The sequence below is a fragment of the Streptomyces shenzhenensis genome, from assembly GCF_021462265.1.
Lineage (GTDB): Bacteria > Actinomycetota > Actinomycetes > Streptomycetales > Streptomycetaceae > Streptomyces > Streptomyces shenzhenensis.
In genome coordinates this window covers 153,362-174,671 of sequence record NZ_JAJONF010000012.1, presented here as the reverse complement: position 1 = coordinate 174,671, position 21,310 = coordinate 153,362, and the positions used below count along the sequence as shown (strand labels likewise).

The following is a 21,310-nucleotide window of genomic DNA, read 5'->3' as shown; positions in this document are numbered from 1 at the left end:
TGGGGCGGATGATGGCAAGCGAACAGCAGTCGGTGCTCGAACCCGACCTCCCCGGCGTCCCCGCCGGTCCCGGGCCGCGCCCCGGGCCCGCCCTCGCGGCCCGGGTGGCCGCCGCCCTGCGCGCCCGCCGCCGGTGGCTGGTGCCGGTCCTCGCGGCGCTGCTGCTCGCCCAGATGGCGGTGGCGATGGTGACCACCGCCGTCCAGCAGACGCCCACCGTCGACGAACCCGTCTACGTGGCGGCGGCCACCGACTACCTCCACGAGCACCGGGTGCGTTACAACGCCGAGCACCCGCCGCTCGGCAAGCTCGTCATCATGGCCGGCATCGCCGTCGCCGGCCCGCACTACGACCCGTCGTACCGGGGCGACCAGGGGCAGGTGGGCCGGCATCTGCTGTACTCGTCGGGCAACGACCCCTGGCGGGTGATGCTGTGGGCACGGCTGCCGGTGATCGCGCTGACGCTGCTGTTCGGTCTGGTGGTCCTCGCCTTCGCCCGTGAGGTCCTCGGTACGGCCGCCGGGCTGCTGGCGCTCGCCCTGTACTGCTTCTCCCCGGACGTCATCGCGCACGGCTCGCTGGCCACCCTGGACGTGCCGTCGGCCGGGTTCGTGCTGACGTCGGCCTGGCTGGTGTGGCGGGCCCGGCGCCGGCCCCGGCTGTATCTGCCGCTGGCCGGCGCCGCGTTGGGGGCCTCGCTGGCGGCGAAGATGAGCGCGCTGCCCGCGGTCCCGGTGCTCGTGGCGCTGGCGGTGGTGTCGGTGTGGGGGGCGCGCCCCGGCCGTGCGGCGCGCACCCTGGCGGCCGCGGCCGTGGTGGCGGTGACCGCGGTGGCCGTCGTGTGGCTCTCCTACCTGGCGGTCGATCCCCGGCTGCGCCTGCTGTCCGCCGAGCCCGCCCCGGCGGTGCACGGACTGCGGGGCCTCCTGGTCGACCTGATGCCCTTTCCGCGGTCCTACCGGGACGGCATGCGGATGCAGTTCGCCCTGGAGGACCTCCCCTGGCAGGGCTACCTGTTCGGGCACCTCTACACCGGCTCCCGCTGGTACTACCTGCCGGCCGCCCTGCTGGTGAAGACCCCGCTCGGCATGCTGGCGCTGTGGGCGGCCGGTGCCGTCGCGCTGGTCGCGGTACGGCGGCTGCGGCCGGCCGCGCCGTACCTGCTGCTGCCGCCGGCCGTGCTGCTGGCCGCGGCGATGACCGGGTCCCGGGACTTCGGGACCCGGTACGCGATCTTCATGCCGATGTTCCTGGCGGTGGGCGGCGCTTCGGTCCTGGCCTCGCGCCTGCGGTGGGCACGGCCGGCGGGCGCGGCGCTGGCGCTGTTCGTCGCGGTGAGCTCGCTGCTCACCTTCCCGTTCTATCTGCCCTACGCCAACGAGGCGTTCGGAGGTCCGGCGGACACCCATCGGTGGCTGCACGACTCCAACGTGGACTGGGGGCAGGACCTGGGCCGGCTCGCCGACCGGCTCAGGGAGCGCTACCCGGGCGAGCGGATCTGGCTGGTCTACAAGGGCAGTGGCGTCCCGGCGTACTACGGCATCCACGCCGCCGATCCCCGCAAGGTGCCGGCCGGGCGGGTGCACGGGCTGCTGGTCGTCTCGGACTCGTGGGTCGCCAAGGCACGGGGCACGCTGGCCGAATTGATCGACACCAGCCGTCCGATCGATGATGTGGGGCATTCGATCACCATCTACCGGCGGTGACCGGACGGTTCACCGGCGACGGCCACCGCGTCCGTCGCCGGTGAGCAGCGCAATCCCGGTGCCTGCTCGGCAACCTGAGCGTTCGGCCGCCGGGACGGTCCGGCGTACCGCACACCCCCTGGTCACCACGGTCCGTGAGCTATGTTGAGTCCTCGTGGGAGACAAAGGAGGCGCTTCGGTGCCATCGCCGCAGCAGGCCCGCGCACAGGCATCCGCGATCACCTCGGGCAAAACGGTGCCGGAGGCCGAGGCCGCGCCCACCTCCCAGCTCCGCGAGCTCTTCGACGGTCCCCGGCTCTCCCCCGGCCAGCGCCGCATCGCCCAGTACCTGATCGACCACATCACCGAGGCGGCCTTCCTGTCGATCACCGACCTCGCCGAGCGGGTCGGGGTCAGCCAGCCGTCGGTGACCCGGTTCGCGGGCGCGGTCGGCTTCAGCGGGTATCCCGCGCTGCGCGAGCGGCTCCAGTCGATCGCACTGCGCACCCTGGCCGGCGGCACCGGGGCGGCCACCGAGCACCGCAGCAACGAGCTCCAGGCCGCCGTCGACGCCGAGATCGAGAACCTGGAGAACCTGCGCCGGGACTTCGCCGACCCGGACCGGGTGATCTGGATCGGCCGCGAGCTGTCCCGGTCGTCCCCGCTGACCGTGCTCGGCCTGCGCATCTCCGTCTCGCTGGCGGAGTACTTCGCCTACGCCGCCCGCCGTATCCACCCCGACGTGCGGCTGGTGACCCGGGGGGGCAGCGTCGCCTACGACGCGCTGCTGCAGTCGCGCGAGGCGGGCGGCACCTGGGTACTGGCGTTCGGCATGCCCCGGCACGCGCAGGAGACGCTGACCTCGATCCGGGTGGCGCGCACCGCGGGCCTCCGGGTCGCTCTGGTGACCGACCTGGCCCTCGGCGCGCTGGCCGACGAGGCCGACGTCACCTTCGGCACCGGCATCGGGTCCCGCCTGGTCTTCGACACCTACGCGGGGCCCGGCCTGATGGCCGCCGCACTGCTCCAGGCCATGACCGACGCCGACCCGGAGCGCACCCAGGCGCGCCTGGAGGAGTACGAGCAGGTCGCCGAGGAGCACCAGTTCTTCCTCAAGGACTGACCCCGCCGTCCGGCCGCCCCGCTCCCTCTCTCCGCCTCCCCGTGCAAGGTCGCGTAGGGGGAGTATTCACCTCATTTCGCGCATGAATGTTTTCATACGTCTTGCAAACCGGACGGCATATATAAATACTGCTCACGGATCACCCCGGCCCGCTCCGGGCATGTTCCCCACCCGAGGACGCACCGCTCGCACCCGCCCCGAGAAAGCCGACGGACCGCCCATGCGCACGCAGCACCACCAGCAGTGCCGGCGGCCGGCGCCCGGGGCCTCGCACGAACACCCCCAGCCGCCGTCTCCTACCCGCGTCGGCGCCCGGGGTGTTCCAACGGGCATCGCCTGTGCGATTCGCCCGCGGCGGCTCCGGCCATCCCCTAGGCCGGAGCCGCCCAGACATCCGTCGGCCACCCTCACGACGCCGCACCCCCGGAAGAGATGATCATGACTCTGACGACGACCGCGCGCATCAGCTCCGACTGGCCCTGCCAGGTCAAGGCACCGGGCAGTTACGACTGGGAGCGCTCCGCCGCGAAGTGGCTGCGCGGCCTGGTGCCGGCCCGCTACGCCAGCTACCCGGCGCTGATCCGGCATCCCGTGCTGCTCGCCCGGCACGCGCAGATCCAGGTCCAGTACGAGGTCCGGGTGGCGCGCACGGCGCTGCAGACCGCGCGCGCCGAACTGCCCCTGCTGGGTCTGCCGGAATCGGTCATCGAGCACACCATCAAGCTGTACGCGGCGGAGGTCATGCAGCTGCAGCACATCGCCCGCAGCGTGCGCGCGGTCACCGAGGCGCTCGTGGGGCACAGCACCGGGCGCTGACCACGACGGTCCACCGATGCCCACATCCTTCACGGATCGGGCACCAGTGTGATCGCAGGTGCCTTCCTGTGCCATGCTCGACTCGTGACGAGCGAGTACGTGCCTTCCCTGGACACCGGTGCCGTCGCCGAGCCGGCAGCGCTGGCAAGGATCGTGGCCAGGCAGCGTGCCGAGCTGGACCGGCTGCGGGACGCGGCTGCCACGTCCGCGGCGGTCGAGCGTGCCACAGGAGCCCTGATGGCCACCACGGGCTGCTCCCCCGACGCCGCGCACGAGGCACTGCTGGAACGGGCCGAGGCCGGCAGCCGCACGTTGCTCGAGGAGTGCTGGCTCACCCTCGGCGCCCTGATGCCCGCCGCGTCCGCCACCGGGACCCCCGCCCCCGAACCGCCCGCCCCGGCCGCGCCCCCGGAGTCGTCCGCCCCGGCCGGCACCGCCAAGATCCTCGGCCGTCTCGGCAAGGCCCTGCTGACCGTCGGTTCCCCGCAGCAGCTGGCCGCGACGCTCCTCGAGCACCTGGCGCCCCAGGTCGACGCCGACGCGGTGCTGCTCTACCGGCGGCTGCCCGGCGACGTCCTGGAACTCGTCGGGCACGCGGGACTGGGCGCGACGCTCGCCGCCCAGTGGCGCCAGGTACCGCCGCTGCAGGGGATCGCCCCGCTGGAGGCGCTCAAGGCCGGCGAGCCGCTCTGGCTGGAGCGCTTCGCCGAGGACCGGGAGAGGTTCCAGCTCATCGACGAGCCCGCCGGGCACTGGCTGTCCCGGGCGTGGATACCGGCCCCGGCCGGCCTGGTCCTCGGCGTCGTGCGTCGGCCCGCGGCCGCCTTCAGCCTCGCGGAACGCGAGCTGCTGCAGTCCGTCGCCCGGCTCAGCGCCGGCCGGCTCAGCACCCTGGACGCCACCGCGGAGCCGGTGTCCTCGGACCTGTCCGGCTCGGTCCAGACGGTGCTGGACGCGCTGCCGGGAGCGACGGTCCTGCTGACCCCGCTGCGCACCCCCGCCGGCGAGGTGGAGGACTACCGCATCGACGCGGCCACCCCGAACGCCGTCGACATCCTCGGCCGCACCGGCCACGAGATGGTGGGCTCGCACCTCCTGGAAAGCTATCCCTCGGTCGCCGGCGAGGCGCTGTGGCAGGGGTACCTGAAGGCGCTCGGCGGGGAGCCGTACGAGGGGGAGCCGTTCGTCTACGAGGAGGTCCTCGCGGGGATGACCGTGACGGCCACCTACTCGGTGCGCGCCGCCCGGCTCGGCGACGGACTGCTGGTGACCTGGCTGCGGCACGACACGGAGGAGCGGCAGGAGCAGCGGCTGGCGGAGTTGCAGCGGCTGGGCAACCTCGGCTGGGCCAACTGGAACCTGGTCACCCGTCAGGTCAACTGGTCGCCCCAGGTGTACACCATCCTGGGCCGCGACCCGGGCCGCGGTGCGGTGCCACTGGACCTGCTGCCGGACCTGGTACTGCCGGAGGACGCCCACGCGCTGGCCCGTGCCGTCTCCGAACTCGCCCGTACCGGCCGGTCGTTCGACGTGCCGTTCAGGATCAGGACCGGGAACGCCGTACGGCATCTGCGGGCCGTCGCGGAGGCGGTGACCACCGGGGACGGCACGGTCATCGAGGTGCACGGCTTCGTGCAGGACCTCACCGCGCAGCGCAGCGCCGAACTCGCCCTGGTGGACAGCGAGCGGGCGATCATCATGCAGCGCGGCGTCCTGGAGGCGGAGCGCGCGGTGGCCGCCCGGCTCCAGCACGCGCTGCTGCCGCTGCCCAGCAAGCCGGTGCTGCTGCGCGGGCTTCGCGTCGAGGTCGCCTATCTGCCCGCCCAGGCGGGGGTGCATGTCGGTGGTGACTGGTTCAGTGCCATCGAACTGCCCGACGAGACCGCGCTGTTCGTGGTCGGCGACGTGGCGGGCCACGGCGTCGACGCGATCGCCACGATGGCCCAGCTGCGGTTCACCGCCAAGGGCATGGTGACCACCGGCTCCTCCCTGACCGGGGCGCTGGCCCGGCTGAACTTCCTGCTGCTTCACTCGCGCGACGCCCAGTCCACCGCGACGCTGGTCCTCGCCCGCTACGACCCCGCCGAGCGCCGGCTCGCCTGGGCGCAGGCGGGCCACCTGCCGCCCCTGCTGGTGCGCGGGGGCAAGGCGCACCGCCTCGACAGGCCGGTCGGCATGCTGCTCGGCGCGTGCGTGGACCCGGTCTACGAGTCCGCCGAGTTCCAGCTGGAGCCGGGAGACCGGCTGCTGCTGTACACCGACGGCCTGGTGGAGCGGCCGGGCGAGGACATCGACACGGGGCTGGACCGCCTGGCCGCGGCCGCCCTCGCCGCCGGCCCCGCCTCCCTGGACGACCTCCTCGCGGCGATGCTGAGCGGCGAACGGCGGGACGACGTGTGCGTGCTGGACATCCGGGTGCCGGAGGCGGGCGAGGAGTAGCCGGACCGTCGGTCGCCGTCGCGGTGGAGCCGGTGCCGGAGCAGCCCTGCCGCCGAAGCCGGCAGGCAGACCGCGGGCAGCGGCGGGACCGGGGCACCCGAGCCGTTCATCGGCATGGGCTTCGGGCCGTCCGGTGGACACGCCGCGGCACGGGCGGCGCGGGGCGGCCGGGGGCTGCCCGTCGTGACGCCCGCCCGTCGCGGGTTCCCGGTGCTCTCCTGGTCCGTCGCCCACCGTTCGAAACCCGCGGGTCAGCCGGCGGAGAGGCTGGTGCGGGACTCCAGGGCCCGGCGGGTGTCGTTGCCGTAGACACCCCGTTCGTCGCCGCTGATCCCGTACCAGACCTGGAAGCGTTCCACGGCCGCCGTCAGGGCCGCGTCGTAGGTGCCGCCGGTGGAGCCGTCGCGGTAGACGTCCGGGATGCGCAGGAGGCGTTGCTCCAGCTCGACCACCCCGGGCCCGGTGTCGCCCTGGCGGAGGGTGCCGGCGCCGTCGGGATCGGCCGAGGTGTCGGAGGCCGGTGGGGTGGTGGCCGGTGCCGTGGTGGCCGACTCGGAGGGCTGGGCGGGCTGGGCGGCCTCGGCGGTGCCCTCGCGGCCGGGCAGCAGCAGGGCGCAGCCGAAGCCGACCAGGGCGGCCGCGCCGACGGCCACCACGACGGCGGCCCGGCGCAGTCCCGGCCCGAAGCCGAAGGCACGGGACGGGGCGGCGCCCGGCCCGCGGCCGTACCCGCGGCCACGGCCGCCGGGGGCGGTGCGCGGGCCGTCGGTGACGGGCGGCAGTTCCTGGGTCTCGTCCTCCGTGCCGGAGCCGAAGGTCCCGGTACCGGAAGCGGAGACCGCGTCGAAGGCCTCGAAGTCGCCCTGGTGCCGGCTCTTCGGCGCCTTCGCCCTCGCGTCGGCCTCCGCCCTCGCGTCGGCCTCCGCCCCCTCGTGGAACTCGCGCATCAGCTCCGCGAGGGTGTCCAGCCGGCGCGGGCGCAGGACCCGGACCGGTTCCAGGACCGGTCCGCGATGCGGCTGTTCAGGGCCGGGCGGTGTCGACACACTGCTCTCCTTCCACGTGCCGTGGCACGGGTGTCCGCGATCCCCGAGAACACATACGGGAGGACCGGCCCACCGGTTCAGTCCGGCGGCGCGAGTGGTTCCGGGCGGGAGCGGCGAAGCACTCAGTCCCCTGGTCACGTGCACTGAGTGCCAGGAAGCCGACGGAATGCTACGTTCGCGTCCATGAGCTCCAGCAGCGTGGCACCGCCCGTCAAGCCGCCCATGCGGGACGCCCTGGTCACAGCGGCCTTCCGGCTCTTCCTGGAGCACGGTTACGAGCAGACGACCGTCGACGACATCGTGGCCCTCGCCGGGGTCGGGCGGCGCTCGTTCTTCCGCTACTTCCCGTCCAAGGAGGACGTGGTCTTCCCCGACCACGAGGGGTGCCTGGCCGACATGACGGCCTTCCTGGCGGCGGGCGACCCCGAGTGCGAACCGGTACGGCGGGTGTGCGACGCGGCGCGGCTGGTGCTGCGGATGTACGCCGAGAACCCCACGTTCTCCGTGCAGCGCTACCGGCTCACCAAGCAGGTCCCGGGACTGCGCGCGTACGAGTTGTCGGTGGTGTGGCGCTACGAGCGCGCGCTCGCCGACTACCTGCGCGGCCGGTACGCCGGCCGTCCGGACGGGACGCTGCGGGCGGACGTGATCGCGGCGGCCGTGGTCGCGGCGCACAACAACGCGCTCCGCTCCTGGCTGCGCTCGGACGGGCGGGGCGACCCGGACGAGACGGTCGGCCACGCCCTCGGGTACGTGCAGGACGCGTTCGGCACCGAGCCCGCCGCGCCCGCTCCGGGCGGGACGGCCGCCGCGCTGTTCGGAGGCCCGGTGGAACACCCCGACGACGTGGTCGTCCTGGTCTCGCGGCGCGACGCCCCGCTGTGGCGGGTGGTGCAGGAGATCGAGACCGCGTTCGGCCGGGCCTGAGATTCGGGCCCGGGATTCGAGCCCGGGACTGATTCGGTGTGGATCCATATTCGGGGTACGGAGTGCCTTTACGACTGGCACTGAGTGCCATACGCTGTCGGCGTGCACGGTGGCACCACGAACCGGGCACAGGCGTGCCCGGCCGGGTCCGGACACGCGGGATTCCGGGCGAGCGCAGGGAGTTGATCAGCGTGTACCACCACTCGACGAGCGCCGCGCAGCCGGTGGTCGGATTCGCGACGGGCGTCCTCGCCCCCGTGGAGCGCACCAAGGACGCCATCGTCTACCAGCGCTGCGCCTGGTGCGGCACCGCGATGTACCACCGCCTGCTGTGTCCGGTCTGCCAGGGCAGCGAGCTGCGGACGGAGCGCAGCGAGGGCACGGGCACGGTGCGCCACTCGACGGTGGTGCACCGCAACACGCCGGCCGCACGCAACGTGTCCCTGATCGAGATGGCCGAGGGGTTCGTGGTGCGGGGCCGGGTCATGGGCCCGCTGATCGGCATCCACAGCGGTGACCGGGTCAAGCTCTCCACCGCCAAGGACCCGGTGCGCGGCGAGCCGGTCTTCCAACTGCTCGACGAGCCGTACCGCGCCTGGAGCTGACGGTCGGAAATCCGGTTGCCCGGTGACCGGGGCCCTGGGCGAGGATGGCTCCCATGAGCGACGAATCGGCCCAGGTGGCGGCCGCGATCGCGGGCGAGCTGCGGCTCCTGGATCCCGAGGTGCGCGCCTCGCGCGAGCTGGCGGGTGAGCTGCTGGACCCGGAGTTCGCGGAGGTGGGCGCGTCCGGCCGCCGGTACACCTACGAGCAGTGCCTCGCCGGACTGCCGGACAGGGCGGGCGCGTCGCAGGACGGCCCGCGGTACGAGACCTCGGGCATGACCGGCGTCGTCCTCGCTCCGGGGCTGGTGCAGGTGACCTTCGAGGCCCGCCTCGGCGACCGCCGTTCCCGGCACAGCTCACTGTGGCGCCGACGCGACGAGCAGAGCGGCTGGCGGATGTACCACCACCACGCCACGGTCGTGCCGCCCGGCGTCGAGTAGCGCGGCGGAACGGGAACGGTCGTGACAGTCGTCGTGGTGGGGGCCGGGATCCTAGGCGCGTCGGTGGCGTACCACCTGGCCTGCCGCGACGCACCGGTGACGCTCATCGGGCGCGGGCCCAGTCCTGCCGCGGGGGCAACCGCGGGCTCCTTCGCGTGGATCGGGGGTACGGCGGGCGGGGAGTGGCCCGGCGGCGCCGGGGCGGAGTCACGCCCGGTGCCTCCCGCTCCGGCCGACGCCGGTCCGCGAGGACCGCGTGGCGCGGGTGCCGTTTCGTGCCCGCCTGATCGCCGCACTCCCGCGACCGAGGGCTCGGCCCTGAAGTGGCGGATCTCGCTGTCCGAGGCCGCAGACACCGACATCGGCGCACTGTTCGTGCCGGTGCCGGCCGACAGCGGCGGCCCGGAACTGTCCACCAAGGACGTCGACCCGGGCTGGCTGGCCGGCGTGTCCGGCGCGGCACCGGACCCGGAGCGGCCGCTGTCCCAGGTGGACGGCCTCTACCTGTGGCTGGACGTGCCGGCCGGGCAGACCGGCCTCGACGTGTCCGTCCCCACAGTGCGGGACCAGGTCAGGGAGAGCGCCGAGTCGGTGACCTTCCAGCAGACGGACGACGGCGGCAGTCCGCTGCCCGGCGGACTGGTGCTCACCGGAACGGTGCTGGACGCCTCTTGACTTGCTCCTCGGGCTGAAGCCCGAGGATTCTGGCCTTCTCGACTGGTTGCTGTGCCGCTACGCGGCATGGTTTCCGGCCGGGAATCCGTGGCTTCCTGTTTCTTCGCGCTGTGCCGGGATCGCTCCCGGTCTTACCGGCGCTCCGCAGGCTGATACCGCCAGTCCGGCGGCCTGTTTGACGTTGATCGCGGCGTTGTGGTCCCGGTCGTGGACGGTGCCGCAGGCGGTGCAGGTCCATTCCCTCACGTTCAGGGGTTTGGGGCCGTCCACGGCGCCGCAGGTGGAGCAGGTCTGGGAGGTCGGTGTGAACCGGCCGACCTTGATGAGGGTGCGGCCGTACCGTTCGGCCTTGTATGCCAGCATGCTGATGAACGCCCCCCAGCCCGCGTCGTGCACGGACTTGGCCAGCTTCGTACGGGCCAGTCCCGCCACCGACAGATCCTCCACGGCGATCCCTTGGTTCTCGGAGATCAGCTTCGTGGAGAGCCGGTGGTGGAACTCACGCCGCGCGTCAGCGACCCCGGCATGGGCGCGGGCGACCTTCAGACGGGCCTTGGCCCGGTTCTTCGATCCCTTCTGCTTGCGCGACAAGTCCTTCTGGGCCTTCTTCAGCTTCTTCTCCGCGCGCCGCAGAAAACGCGGGGAGTCGATCTTCGTGCCGTCGGAGAGGACCGCGAAGTGCGTGAGGCCGAGATCGATGCCGACGGTGCGGTCGGTCTCGGGCATCCGCGCCCGGTCGGCGGCGGGGTCGGTGTCGATCACGAAGGAGGCGAAATACCTGCCGGCCGCGTCCTTGACGACGGTGACCGAGGACGGCGCGGCGGACAGGGTGCGGGACCACTTCACCTTCACCGCGCCGATCTTCGGCAGGTTCAGACGACCGTCACCGGTGATGTTCCAGCGGGCGTTCGCGGTGAACCGGACCGACTGCCGGGCATCCTTGCGCGACTTCAACCGTGGCGCTCCCGCCTTCGGTCCCTTGCGGGTGCCCCTGAGGGAGGCGAAGAAGTTGCGGTAGGCCTTCTCGGCGTCCCGCAGGGACTGCTGGAGCACCACCGCGGACACCTCACCCAGCCAGGACCGCTCCGTCGTCCGCTTCGCCTCGGTGATCAGCTTTCTGGAGAGCTGACCGGCCGTCGGGAACGGCTGCCCGGCCTCACGGGCGTCCTCACGGGCGCGGACCGCGTCGTTGTACACGACCCGGGCACACCCGAACGCCCTGGCCAGCGCCGTGCGCTGACCGGCATCCGGGTAGAGCCGGAACGCGTACCGAAGCTGCATGCCGATCACGCTAAAGGGACCGAACGCCCATTGTCGTCAGGAACATACGTGCGAGATGTCACCTGAGTTCCAGGTCCTGCACTGCCCGGCTCCGCCGGGACAACACCGCGACGCTCCGCGTCGCCACCACGAGATTCGCCTCACCCCCGGCCTGAAGGCCGGAGCACTGCGAATGAATCCCGGTAGCGCCCCGCGCTCTGGGGAGGCCGGGCCTCCCCAGAGCGCGGGGCGCGGCATCCTCAAGGCGTCGAGTCATCAGAGCACCACGGCGTCACGGCGTCACGGCGTCACGGCGTCACGGCGTCACGGCGTCACGGCGTCACGGCGTCACGGCGTCAGCGTGATCCTGATGCCGACGCTGCCGTCCAGGCCGCGGCGCAGCCTGCTGCCGAGGAGGGTGAGGCGGCCGGTGAGGCCGTACTTGCGGGCGATGAGGTTGCGGTAGCGGGTGGTGGTGGCCGCGTCGGCGATCTCGGCGGTGGCCGGGACCGGGTCGCCGGTCGGGCGGCCGCGCAGGTCGCAGGGTCCCACCTTGACGTCGGCGCGGCGGCGGATGCGCTTGACCTTCCAGGTGTCGGCGGCCGTCCAGACGCCGAGCGTGTCCCCGTCCCGCACCACCCAGACCGGGGTGGGGACGGGGGCGCCGTCCTTGCGGTAGCTGGTGACCAGCAGGTACTTGCCGGCGCCGAGCCGGTCCAGGGCCGTCCCGGTGGTGTCGTCCATGCCGGGAGTCTAGGGCCTGTTGCGAAAGTGCCGTCTGCCGCGCGACTTTCGCAACAGGCCCAGGCGGCCCGGTTCCGGTCGAGCAGGGCAAGGTACCTCCGTGCGAACCGTACGCGTCGCCGGGCCGGCGGGCCGAGAGACAGCCGCCCGGAACTCACCGGCTTCCCCGCGCGGTTCGGCCTTGTCAGCGGGGCGTCACGCCTCACCCGAGCGCCGCCGCCATCCGCCGTACCGCCTCCGTGATCACCTCGGGAGAGGTGGCGAGGTTGAACCGTACGTGCCCGGCGCCGCCGGTGCCGAAGGGGAGGCCGGAGTTCACGGCGACCCGGCCGCGGTCGAGGAAGGCCTTGGCCGGGTCGTCGCCGAGGCCGAGGGCGCGGCAGTCGAGCCAGGCGAGGTAGGTGGCCTCGGCGGGCCGGTACCGGATCCCGGGCAGGTGACGGTCGAGCAGGGCGGCGAGCAGGCGCCGGTTCTCGTCGAGGCCCGCGAGCAGGGCGTCCAGCCAGGGGATGCCGTCGGTGAGGGCCGCCGTGTGGGCGATGACACCGACATGGCTCGGGCCGTGGCTCACCTCCTCCGGCAGCCGGGCGAGGTCGGCGGCGGCACCGGGTCCGGCGACGGCGAGCGCGGCCTTGAGGCCCGCGAGGTTCCAGGCCTTGGACGCCGACATCAGGGACAGCCCGCGCTCGGCGCCGGGCACGCTCAGGTAGGGCACGAAGGCGACGCCCCGGGCGGTGAGCGGGGCGTGGATCTCGTCGGCGACGACCCGGACGCCGTACCGCTCGGCGAGGGTGGTGACGGCGGTGAGTTCGGCGGCGGTGTGGACGGTGCCGGTCGGGTTGTGGGGGCTGCACAGCAGATAGCCGGCCCGCCCGCCGCCCAGCCCGCGAAACGCCGCCTCCAGGACGCCGAGGTCGATCCGTCCGCCGGCGCCGAGCGGGGCCTGGACCACCCGCCGGTCCATGTGCGCGAGGAACTGGTAGAACGGCGGGTACACCGGCGAGTTGACGACCACCGGGTCGCCGAGCCCGGTGACCAGTCTCAGCATTTCGACGACGCCGAGCATCACGTCGGGGACGATCGCGGTGCGGCCCGCGTCGAGCCCGTCCCAGCCCCAGCGTTTCGCGGCGAACGCGGCGAGCGCCTCGGCGTAGGCGGTGCCGGCCGGGTAGCCGGTGTCGCCGAGCTCCATCGCGTCGGTGACCGCGCGGACGACCGGAGCGGCGAGCGGCACGTCCATCTCGGCCACCCACACCGGGAGCACGTCCTCGGGGTAGGTGCGCCATTTCATGCTGGTACGACGTCGCAGCCGGTCGAGGGTGAGGGCGCGCAACGGGTTCGGTTCGCCCGGATTCTCCGGCGGGATGCTGGTCATGGGCTCAAGATAGGCGGCCACCGGCAGCCCGGGGAACGAGGCGTACGGCCGTGCCGCACTGCCACGGGATCGTAAAGATCAACGTCGCCGTGAACGCCCTGGAGGCCGCCCGCGTATGGGTAGCAGGGCGCTCGACGACCGGAGGGCCCCGCGGTGCAGGCACCGCGCGTTCGGGGTTCGGGAGCCATGGATGAGGCACGCACGACGACGGGTCGTCCGGCGGGGGACGCAGCTGGCGGCGGTCGGCGGACTCCTTCTGGGAGGCGCGATGGTCACCACGGCCATGGCGAGCGAGACTCCCGGCACGTCCGCCGTTCCGTTCAGCTCCGGCTCCGCGACCGAGGCCGGGGGCTCCGGGGCCGCGCTGGTGGCGAAGCTGGGCACGGCCCGTACGGCAGGCAGCTGGATCGGCGCCGACGGCAGGCCGGTGGTCGCGGTCACCGACGAGCAGGCCGCGGCGACGGTGAAGCAGGCGGGCGCCGTGCCCAAGATGGTGTCGCACAGCATGAACGAGCTGAAGGCGGCCACCGCCACGCTGAAGGCCGCGCCGCGGGTGGCCGGCACCGCGTGGGCGGTGGACTACAAGACCAACCGGGTGATGGTGGAGGCCGACAGCACGGTGTCCGCCTCCGACTGGTCGGACCTGAGCCGGGTCGCCACGGGCATCGGCGGTTTCGTGCAGATGCAGCGCACCGAGGGGAAGTTCACCACCCGGCTGAACGGGGCGCAGCCGATCCTGTCCACGGGCGGCCGCTGTTCGGCGGGGTTCAACGTGACCAACGGGCAGACCGACTTCATCCTCACCGCCGGTCACTGCGGTCCCGCCAACACCATCTGGTTCGACGACAGCCAGGGCAACCAGCAGCTGGGCACCACGATCAACACGCAGTTCCCGGGCAACGACTTCTCGCTGATCCAGTACGCGTCCGGGAAGGCCGGTGACAACGCGGACGTGGTCGCGATCGGCAACGGCCAGGGCGTGCGGATCACGGGGGCGGCCGATCCGACGGTGGGGCAGAAGGTGTTCCGCAGCGGCTCCACCAGCGGGCTGCACGACGGCACGGTGACCGCGCTCAACGCGACCGTCAACTACCCCGAGGGCACGGTCACCGGGCTCATCCAGACCAACGTGTGCGCCGAACCGGGTGACAGCGGCGGCCCGTTGTTCTCGGAGGGCGTCGCGCTGGGGATGACCTCGGGCGGCAGCGGTGACTGCACCACGGGCGGGGTGACGTTCTTCCAGCCGGTGACGCGGGCGATGGCGGCGCTGAACGTCCAGCTGATCGTGACGAAGCAGGCCGCGACCGGGGGGCAGAGTGCCGCGCCGGCGCCGTCCGCGTCGGCCAACCACAGCGCCATCGCGCCGAGCGCGGCCTCGCCGGGGTCGACGGCGCCGGTCACCGGGGACGACCCCGGTCTGGTCGCCCGGCTCACGGACACCCGCAACGTCGGTCCGGGTCTGCTGGTGATCGGGGGCAGTCTGATCGCGCTGGTGGGGGCGCGCTACTTCCGCGCGGAACAGGACCGCAAGGCGTATCAGCGCTACTACTCGGCGACTTGGGGCTGACGAAGAGCCGGCAGAGGCCTCCGAGGTCTACCGGCCGGGCACCCGTCGGTGCGGGTGCCCGAGGCGGGCGGTCGGGCCGCCTGGTCCGGCTGCTACGGGGTCGCCGCCGCCCATTCGAGGACGAGCCGCCGGTACTCCTCGCGCTGCTCGGTGCTCAGTGTCCCGCCCGACCGGAGCCACAGGGCCCGGATCTCCTCGTTGACCTCGTCGGCCGATCGCTCGGTGACGGCTTCAACAGTGGTGGACATGGTGTGAAGCATATGCCGGTCGGCGTGAAGGCGCCGTGAGTAAGTACGACTGATACGGACATACCGGACCGTGTTACTCGTCACGTCAATATGTCAACAACGGGCGGGAGTTCGTCGCGGCCCCGCGGCCGGCGCACGGGCGGAAACGGCGGTTCAGCCGCCGGCCCCGCCGAGCACCAGGACCTGGATGGCCAGTACGGCGGCGCCCCGTGCCCAGTCGTGGAAGTCGGAGACCTTGGTCTCCAGGCCGATCGGGGCGGCGAGCGGATGCCGGTGGGCGCGGACGGTCTCCCGCACCGTGTCGCCGGCCACCTCCATCAGACCGACCCCCTCCCCGGCCAGCAGGATCTTCTGCGGCATGGCGAAGTTGGCGATCTGCGCGAGCAGCGTGCCCAGCGCCCGGCCGGCCTCGCCGATCACCCGCGCGGCCATCGGCTCGCCCGCGGCGGCACCGGCCAGGATCTCCTCGTACGACGCGTCACGGCCGGTGGCGGCCCGGACCTGGTAGCGGATGCTGGGGATGGTCAGCAACGACACGGCGCTGCCGCGCTCGCCCTGCGGGGTCAGCGGGCCCAGCGGGTCGATGATCCAGTGCAGTCCGAAGCCGCGGTCCTCCTCGGCGTACGGGACCCGTCTGCCGCCGAGCACCAGTCCGTAGCCGATGCCGGCGCCGATGGTGAGCACGACGAAGCGGTCGAGTCCGCGGCCGGCGCCGAACCAGGTCTCGGCCTCGACCAGGGCGGCCACGTCGTTCTCCACGACGACCGGCAGCCCGGTGCGCTCCCCGACCAGTTCGGCCAGCGGGACCTCACGCCAGCGCAGGTAGGGCGACTCGCCGACCACCGCGTGCTCGCGCACGAACCCGCCGACACCGATGCCGATGCCCGCGACCGCGGGGTGGCGGCCGGTGAGCTCGGCGGTCATGCAGGCCAGCAGGTCGGCGACGTACTCGGGGTCATGGCCGGTCAGGGGCCGGTCGAGGCGGGCGACGATGTCGCTCCTGAGGCTGGTGACGACGCCGTAGACCATCTCATCGGTGATCTTGAAGCCGAGGAAGGACCGGGACTCGGCGACCACGTCGAGCGGCTGCGAGGGACGGCCCTGGCGCGCCTCCCCCGGGGCGCCGGCCCAGGGCGCCTCGACGAGCAGGCCGGACTCGATGAGCGGCTTGGTGAGGCGGGTGAGGCTGCCCTGGGAGAGGCTCAGCCGGCGGGCCAGTTCGGTGCGCGACAGCGGACCGTGGACGAGCACCTCGATCGCCACGGAGCGCTCCGCGGGGCTGAGTGGCAGCCAGTCGGTCACGGCATCCCTTTTCTTCCGGAACTGAAGCAACCAGGCCACCCTACTGTGCGCCGGGTGTGCCGCATAAGCGCCCCTCCCCGCAACTTTCCGACTTCCCTCCGCCCCTTGACGGCGAGATTCTTCCGCGACAAAAGTAACCCCCATGACTTTCTCTCTCGGCATCGTCGGCGCCGGACAGTTCTCCGGCCAGTTCGCCACGCTGTTCAAGGCCCATCCCGGCGTCGGCGACGTGTACGTCACCGACCTGCTGCCCGAACGGGCGGAGAAACTCGCCGCCGCCCAGGAACTGGCGGGCACCTTCCCGTCGTACGAGGCCATGCTGGAGTCCGGTGTCGACGCGGTCGCGATCTTCACCCAGCGATGGACGCACGGCCCGCTGGTCCTGCAGGGCCTGAACGCGGGCAAGCACGTGTACTCGGCGGTCCCCATGGCGATCACGACGGAGGAGATCGCCGCGATCATCGACGCGGTCAAGGCGACCGGGCTGACGTACATGATGGGCGAGACCAGCCAGTACAACCCGGCGACCGTGCACGCCCGCAACCAGATCGCCGAGGGCGCCTTCGGGCGGCTCTTCTACGCCGAGGGCGACTACGTCCACGACATGGACCTCGGCTTCTACGACGCCTACCGCTACAGCGGCGGCGAGAACTGGAAGGCGACCGCCAGCTATCCGCCGCTGCTCTACCCGACGCACGCGGTGGGCGGGGTGCTCGGCGCCTGGCAGACCCACGCGGTGAGCGTCTCGGCGATCGGGGTGGCGGACGACCGGGGCGACGGCGTCTTCGACAAGGAGGTCAGCCAGTTCGGCAACGACATCTCCAACGCGACCGCACTGTTCGAGGTGGCGGGCGGCGGCTCGTTCCGCACCAACGAGTTCCGGCGGGTGGGCTACCCCTCCCACATCCGCGAGTCCCGCTTCCGGTTCTTCGGCACCGAGGCGAGCATGGAACAGCTGGCGACGGTGGCGCTGTGGCAGGACAAGAACGGCGTGAAGGACATCAGCGAGCTGCTCGAACCGAAGCCCACCATGTCCCCTGACGACCCGTCGCTCCAGCACATCGCGCCGGAGCTGCGGGCAGCCTTCACCTCCGGGTCGGCGCCGGTGCACGACCGGGCGCGGCTGCCCCGGGCGTTCGACGCGCTGCACAACGGTCACGAGGGCAGTCACCACTTCCTGGTGGACGACTTCGTGACCGCCGTCAACACGCGCACCCTGCCGTCGGTCAACGCCTGGGTGGCGGCCCGCTACACCCTGCCGGGCATCATCGCGCACGAGTCCGCGCGACAGGGCGGGGCCAGGCTGGAGATCCCGGACTTCGGGGACGCCCCGGAGAGCTGAGCGAAGGCCTTCGGCCGGGGCCGGGTGCCGTCAGGTGCCCGGCTTGCGGCCGTACACGTAGACGTCGTCGCCGGTCTTCAGCAGCGACCAGTACTTCTTGGCGTCCTTCGTGGTCATGTTGACGCAGCCGTGCGAGCCCGGCGGGTTCCACATGCTGAGACCCACCGAGTGGAAGGCCTGGCCGCCGTCGAAGAACTGGCTGTAGGGCATCGGCACGTTGTAGACCGACGAGACGTGGTCGATGTCCCGCCAGTAGATCTTCTTCAGACCGGTCCGGGTCTCGAACCCGTCACGGCCGGTACGGACCGGGACCGGGCCGTAGACCAGCCTGCCGCCGTCCTGGACCCAGCTCAGCTGGAGCGTGAGGTTGACGCAGGCGATGCGCCCCTTGTTGGTCGGGCACTTGCCGGCCTTGTTGGGGTTGTGCCCGACGGCCTTCTGCTTGTTCATCAGGTCCATCACGCCCCAGGTGACGGGACCCGCGTACCCGACGGCGGGCGTGATGCCGTGCTTGTTCTGGAAGGCCCGGATCGCCTTGCAGTCGGCGGCGGACTGCTTGCCGTCGACGGGCCGCCCGAGGAACTTCTCCACCTGCTTCTGGTACGGCCCGGTCTGCGTGGTGCAGCTCGCGGCCTGGGCCGGAGCGGAGGTGAGAGCGAGCGTGAGCGGCGCCACCAGCCCGGTGACACCGAGTACGACAGCACTTCGTCGGCGTATGTCCCCCATATGACGTCTGTCTCCTTTTCCTGTCCTGTGGTCTCGTGGTACTTGACCGGCCGATGTGGGGCTTTGGTTGTAGCCCGGACCAGGCTGTGACGAAACGGTTAACTTCGCCGCCGCGCCCGCCCTGCCGGCATCGGTCCACCTACCCGGAAGTGGACCGCGCCACGGCGTCGTTGCCGAACCTAGTGTGCGGTTCATGCAGAACGCACTCACCGACGATCTCGCCCGGCTTCCCGAACTTCTCCAGTCCGCACGCGATGTGGCCGTTCGCGCGGCGGCCGGGTCGGCCGAGCGGCCGGTGGCCGCGCCCGGGCCCGCGCCCGCGCGGGCGCCGCTGCCCGAGCGGGGGGAGGGCGGTGACGGCGCGCTGGCCCGGTTCACCGAGCGGTGGGCGCCGGGTCTGTCCGCCTCGGCCGGACCGCGCTACCTCGGTTTCGTCACCGGCGGCGTGACGCCCGCCTCCCTTGCGGGCGACTGGCTGACCTCGGCCTACGACCAGAACCTGTCCGGCGACATCGGCTCCTGGGGCGCCGCCCTGGAGCGCGAGACCGTGGCCTGGCTGGCCGAGCTGTTCGGGCTCGGCGACGCGCACTCGGGGGCATTCGTGACCGGGGCCACGATGTCGAACACGGTCGGTCTGGCGATCGCCCGCGCCTGGCTCGGGGAGCGGCTCGGGGTGGACGTCTCCCGGGCCGGCGCCGCCGCGCTCGGTCCGGTCGACGTGCTCTCCGGCAGCCCGCACTCCAGCGTCGGCAAGGCCCTGTCGGTGCTGGGCATCGGCCGGGACCGGCTGCGGCCGGTGCCGCTGCTGCCCGGCGGCCGGGAGGCGGTCGACGTGACGGCGCTGGAGGCGGCGCTGGCCGGGCTGGGCGGGCGGCCCGCGATCGTCGTCGCCAACGCGGGCACGGTGAACACCGTCGACTTCGACGACCTGCGGGCGATCGCCGCCCTGAAGGAGCGGTACGACTTCTGGCTGCACGTGGACGCCGCGTTCGGCGCCTTCGCCGCCCTCTCCCCCGCCCACGCCCCGCTCGTCGCCGGCCTCGACGCGGCCGACTCGGTCTGCGTGGACCTGCACAAGTGGCTCAACGTCCCCTACGACGCGGCCGTCCAGTTCACCCGCCGCCGCGACCTCCAGGTGGCCGTCTTCCACAACGAGTCCCCGTATCTGGGCGCGCCCACCGGCACCCCGGACTTCCTGCACCTCACCCCGGAGAACTCCCGGCGGATGCGGGCGCTGCCGGCCTGGTTCTCGCTGACGGCGTACGGCCGGCACGGGCACCGTGAGATCGTCGAACGCAATGTCACCGAGGCCCGCCGCCTCGGCGCCGGCATCGGGGAACTGCCCGCCCTGCGCCTGCTCGCCCCGGTCCGGCTCAACGTCGTCTGCTTCACCCTCACCGAGGACCCCGCGCCGCAGCGGGTGGACGCCCTGGTCCGCGCGGTCGCCGCGTCCGGGGAGGCGTTCCTTACACCGACGGTGTACGGCGGGGTGCCGGCGCTGCGGGCCGCGTTCAGCAACTGGCGGACCAGCGAGGACGACACCCGGCGCGTGCTGGCCGTGCTCGCGGCCGCCTCAGCGGCGCTCTGACCTGTGCCGGGCCTCCCGGTGCGGCCGCAGCGCCGCGTGGAACCCGCTGTGCACGGCGGTGAGTCCGCCGTCGACGCGCAGGGCGGTGCCGGTGATCCAGGCGGCGTCGCGGGAGGCGAGGAAGGCGACGGCCGCGGCGATGTCCTCCGGTTCGCCGACCCGGCCGAGCGGATACAGCGGCCTCAGGGCATCGAGTTCGTCCTCCCGGCCCGCCCAGGCCGAGGTGCGGACCGTGCCCGGCTCCACCAGGTTGACCCGCACCCCGCGCTCGGCCGCGTGCCCGGCGAGCGTGCGGGTCAGCGAGCCGAGACCGGCCTTCGCCGCGCTGTAGGCGTGGTTGCCGAAGTCGGCCTGGGCGTTGACGGAGCCGATGCTGACGATCGCGCCCCGGCCGGAGGCGGCGAGGTGCGGGAGGGCGGCGCGGCAGCAGCGCTGGACGCCGGTGAGCGTGATGTCGAGGTCCAGGGCCCACGCGTCGTCCGGCTGGTCCTCGAAGAGGGGGGCGTCAGGGGTGCAGTGTGCGGCGCAGTTCACCAGCACGTCCAGGCCGCCGCAGGCCACGACGGCACGGTCCACGGCCGCCTCCACCGAGCCCCGGTCGGCCACGTCGCAGGCGAACGCCTCCACCGAGAGCCCCCGCTCGCGCAGCGCGGCGGCCGTCCGCTCCGCCTCGGCCGCATCCCGGTCGGCCGCCAGCACCCGCGCGCCCTCCTCGGCCAGCCGGCGGGCGACGGCCGCGCCGATGCCGCGGGCCCCGCCCGTGACGAGAACCCCGTATCCGTCGAAGCGACTGAGTCCGGTCATGGCAACGACCGTACGGGCCGGACGATCAACAGGACAGATACCGTGCCCGCATGTCCGCGTTCTTGCAGCAACTCCCGGCTCTCATAGGCGTCGTGATCGGCGCGCTCGGTTCGTATCTCGCGGTGGTGCGGGGTGATCAGGCGCGGTTCCGGCGGGAGCAGGAGGCGCGCTGGGACGAGCGGCGGCTGGCGGTGTACAGCGAGTACGCGCGGGCGCTGAAGAAGTCGGTGAACCTGACGTACCGCGTCGCCTCCCACCTCGGCAACGACCCGCATCCGCACCCGTTGTCCCCGGCCGAGGCCGAGCCGCTGCTGGCGGAGGCCACCGACGGGCGCGACCCGGCCGGGGAGGCGCTGATCATGCTGGGCAGCCCGGAGGTGGTGGAGCGGGCACGGGAGTGGGTGACCACGGTGATGGAGATGGAGAGGTTCATGCGGTCGGGGACGGTCGACCCGGACGCCTGGCAGCGACTGCTGGAGCGTCAGCGGGCCGGCCGCGAGGGGTACTACACCGCGGTACGGAGGGACCTCGCGCTGCCGCCGGGACATCCGGCCCGCTGGCCGACCCGGACGACGATGACGTGACGGCCGTGCCGCCG

20 protein-coding genes and 1 pseudogene are annotated in these 21,310 nt (G+C 72.8%); 13 read left to right on the top strand and 8 right to left on the bottom strand.

What is annotated here, in order from left to right:
* Positions 1 to 8 precede the first annotated feature (8 nt).
* The 4 genes from LQ326_RS18390 to LQ326_RS18375 all read left to right on the top strand — a co-directional run bounded on the left by LQ326_RS18390 (position 9) and on the right by LQ326_RS18375 (position 6,063).
* Positions 9 to 1,706, top strand: a complete 1,698-nt coding sequence (locus LQ326_RS18390) for a phospholipid carrier-dependent glycosyltransferase (protein WP_234538088.1) — start codon at positions 9 to 11, stop codon at positions 1,704 to 1,706.
* A 178-nt stretch (positions 1,707 to 1,884) separates the two neighbouring features.
* Positions 1,885 to 2,808 carry a MurR/RpiR family transcriptional regulator gene (locus LQ326_RS18385; RefSeq protein ID WP_234538086.1) on the top strand — a complete coding sequence of 308 codons (924 nt, stop codon included), beginning with the start codon at positions 1,885 to 1,887 and terminating at the stop codon, positions 2,806 to 2,808.
* 432 nt (positions 2,809 to 3,240) lie between these two features.
* Positions 3,241 to 3,624, top strand: a complete 384-nt coding sequence (locus tag LQ326_RS18380) for a hypothetical protein (protein ID WP_234538085.1) — start codon at positions 3,241 to 3,243, stop codon at positions 3,622 to 3,624.
* An 84-nt stretch (positions 3,625 to 3,708) separates the two neighbouring features.
* A complete protein-coding gene (locus LQ326_RS18375; protein ID WP_234538082.1) occupies positions 3,709 to 6,063 on the top strand; it encodes a SpoIIE family protein phosphatase in 2,355 nt (784 codons plus the stop codon).
* Between the two features lie 251 nt (positions 6,064 to 6,314).
* On the opposite strand, the gene LQ326_RS18370 is transcribed toward LQ326_RS18375, so the two are convergent.
* The gene (locus LQ326_RS18370; protein WP_234538080.1) at positions 6,315 to 7,109 is read right to left on the bottom strand and encodes a peptidoglycan-binding protein; all 795 of its coding nucleotides are present in this window, start codon (positions 7,107 to 7,109) and stop codon (positions 6,315 to 6,317) included.
* Between the two features lie 183 nt (positions 7,110 to 7,292).
* On the opposite strand from LQ326_RS18370, the gene LQ326_RS18365 reads away from it, so the two are divergent.
* The 5 genes and pseudogenes from LQ326_RS18365 (at position 7,293) to LQ326_RS18345 (ending at position 9,756) form a co-directional block, all read left to right on the top strand.
* The gene (locus tag LQ326_RS18365; protein WP_234538077.1) at positions 7,293 to 8,036 is read left to right on the top strand and encodes a TetR family transcriptional regulator; all 744 of its coding nucleotides are present in this window, start codon (positions 7,293 to 7,295) and stop codon (positions 8,034 to 8,036) included.
* Between the two features lie 191 nt (positions 8,037 to 8,227).
* Positions 8,228 to 8,641, top strand: coding sequence for a Zn-ribbon domain-containing OB-fold protein (locus LQ326_RS18360; RefSeq protein WP_234538074.1), 414 nt, complete (start codon positions 8,228 to 8,230; stop codon positions 8,639 to 8,641).
* 53 nt (positions 8,642 to 8,694) lie between these two features.
* On the top strand, positions 8,695 to 9,081 hold the full coding sequence (locus tag LQ326_RS18355) for a nuclear transport factor 2 family protein (protein WP_234538071.1): 387 nt from the start codon (positions 8,695 to 8,697) through the stop codon (positions 9,079 to 9,081).
* 21 nt (positions 9,082 to 9,102) lie between these two features.
* Positions 9,103 to 9,243, top strand: a pseudogene (locus LQ326_RS48335) (FAD-dependent oxidoreductase); the annotation flags it as partial.
* 54 nt (positions 9,244 to 9,297) lie between these two features.
* Positions 9,298 to 9,756, top strand: a complete 459-nt coding sequence (locus tag LQ326_RS18345) for a hypothetical protein (RefSeq protein ID WP_234538183.1) — start codon at positions 9,298 to 9,300, stop codon at positions 9,754 to 9,756.
* Positions 9,757 to 9,813: 57 nt separating this feature from the next.
* On the opposite strand, the gene LQ326_RS18340 is transcribed toward LQ326_RS18345, so the two are convergent.
* The 3 genes from LQ326_RS18340 to LQ326_RS18330 all read right to left on the bottom strand — a co-directional run bounded on the left by LQ326_RS18340 (position 9,814) and on the right by LQ326_RS18330 (position 13,135).
* Entirely contained in the window at positions 9,814 to 11,037 is a 1,224-nt protein-coding gene (locus tag LQ326_RS18340) for an RNA-guided endonuclease InsQ/TnpB family protein (protein WP_234538068.1), read from the bottom strand.
* A 327-nt stretch (positions 11,038 to 11,364) separates the two neighbouring features.
* A complete protein-coding gene (locus LQ326_RS18335) occupies positions 11,365 to 11,760 on the bottom strand; it encodes a PPOX class F420-dependent oxidoreductase (RefSeq protein WP_234538065.1) in 396 nt (131 codons plus the stop codon).
* A gap of 202 nt (positions 11,761 to 11,962) precedes the next feature.
* Positions 11,963 to 13,135 (bottom strand): MalY/PatB family protein, encoded by a 1,173-nt coding sequence (locus tag LQ326_RS18330; RefSeq protein WP_234538063.1) that lies wholly within the window; start codon positions 13,133 to 13,135, stop codon positions 11,963 to 11,965.
* Between the two features lie 190 nt (positions 13,136 to 13,325).
* Between LQ326_RS18330 and LQ326_RS18325 the strand changes: the two genes are divergently transcribed.
* Positions 13,326 to 14,702, top strand: a complete 1,377-nt coding sequence (locus LQ326_RS18325; RefSeq protein WP_234538060.1) for a S1 family peptidase — start codon at positions 13,326 to 13,328, stop codon at positions 14,700 to 14,702.
* A gap of 92 nt (positions 14,703 to 14,794) precedes the next feature.
* Here LQ326_RS18325 and LQ326_RS18320 read toward each other — a convergent pair whose 3' ends face one another.
* On the bottom strand, positions 14,795 to 14,950 hold the full coding sequence (locus LQ326_RS18320) for a hypothetical protein (protein ID WP_181806495.1): 156 nt from the start codon (positions 14,948 to 14,950) through the stop codon (positions 14,795 to 14,797).
* A gap of 153 nt (positions 14,951 to 15,103) precedes the next feature.
* The gene (locus tag LQ326_RS18315) at positions 15,104 to 16,252 is read right to left on the bottom strand and encodes an ROK family transcriptional regulator (RefSeq protein WP_234538057.1); all 1,149 of its coding nucleotides are present in this window, start codon (positions 16,250 to 16,252) and stop codon (positions 15,104 to 15,106) included.
* A gap of 142 nt (positions 16,253 to 16,394) precedes the next feature.
* On the opposite strand from LQ326_RS18315, the gene LQ326_RS18310 reads away from it, so the two are divergent.
* The gene (locus LQ326_RS18310; protein WP_234538054.1) at positions 16,395 to 17,594 is read left to right on the top strand and encodes a Gfo/Idh/MocA family protein; all 1,200 of its coding nucleotides are present in this window, start codon (positions 16,395 to 16,397) and stop codon (positions 17,592 to 17,594) included.
* A gap of 30 nt (positions 17,595 to 17,624) precedes the next feature.
* Here the strand turns inward: LQ326_RS18310 and LQ326_RS18305 are convergent, their stop codons facing one another.
* Positions 17,625 to 18,320 carry a L,D-transpeptidase family protein gene (locus tag LQ326_RS18305; protein WP_234538051.1) on the bottom strand — a complete coding sequence of 232 codons (696 nt, stop codon included), beginning with the start codon at positions 18,318 to 18,320 and terminating at the stop codon, positions 17,625 to 17,627.
* A 193-nt stretch (positions 18,321 to 18,513) separates the two neighbouring features.
* On the opposite strand from LQ326_RS18305, the gene LQ326_RS18300 reads away from it, so the two are divergent.
* Positions 18,514 to 19,908, top strand: coding sequence for a pyridoxal phosphate-dependent decarboxylase family protein (locus LQ326_RS18300; RefSeq protein WP_234538049.1), 1,395 nt, complete (start codon positions 18,514 to 18,516; stop codon positions 19,906 to 19,908).
* On the opposite strand, the gene LQ326_RS18295 is transcribed toward LQ326_RS18300, so the two are convergent.
* Positions 19,894 to 20,712: an SDR family NAD(P)-dependent oxidoreductase gene (locus LQ326_RS18295; protein ID WP_234538047.1), complete on the bottom strand. Its 819-nt coding sequence runs from the start codon at positions 20,710 to 20,712 to the stop codon at positions 19,894 to 19,896. The genes LQ326_RS18300 and LQ326_RS18295 overlap by 15 nt on opposite strands.
* Before the next feature lie 50 nt (positions 20,713 to 20,762).
* On the opposite strand from LQ326_RS18295, the gene LQ326_RS18290 reads away from it, so the two are divergent.
* Positions 20,763 to 21,296, top strand: a complete 534-nt coding sequence (locus tag LQ326_RS18290; RefSeq protein ID WP_234538046.1) for a hypothetical protein — start codon at positions 20,763 to 20,765, stop codon at positions 21,294 to 21,296.
* The last annotated feature ends 14 nt before the right edge of the window (positions 21,297 to 21,310 follow it).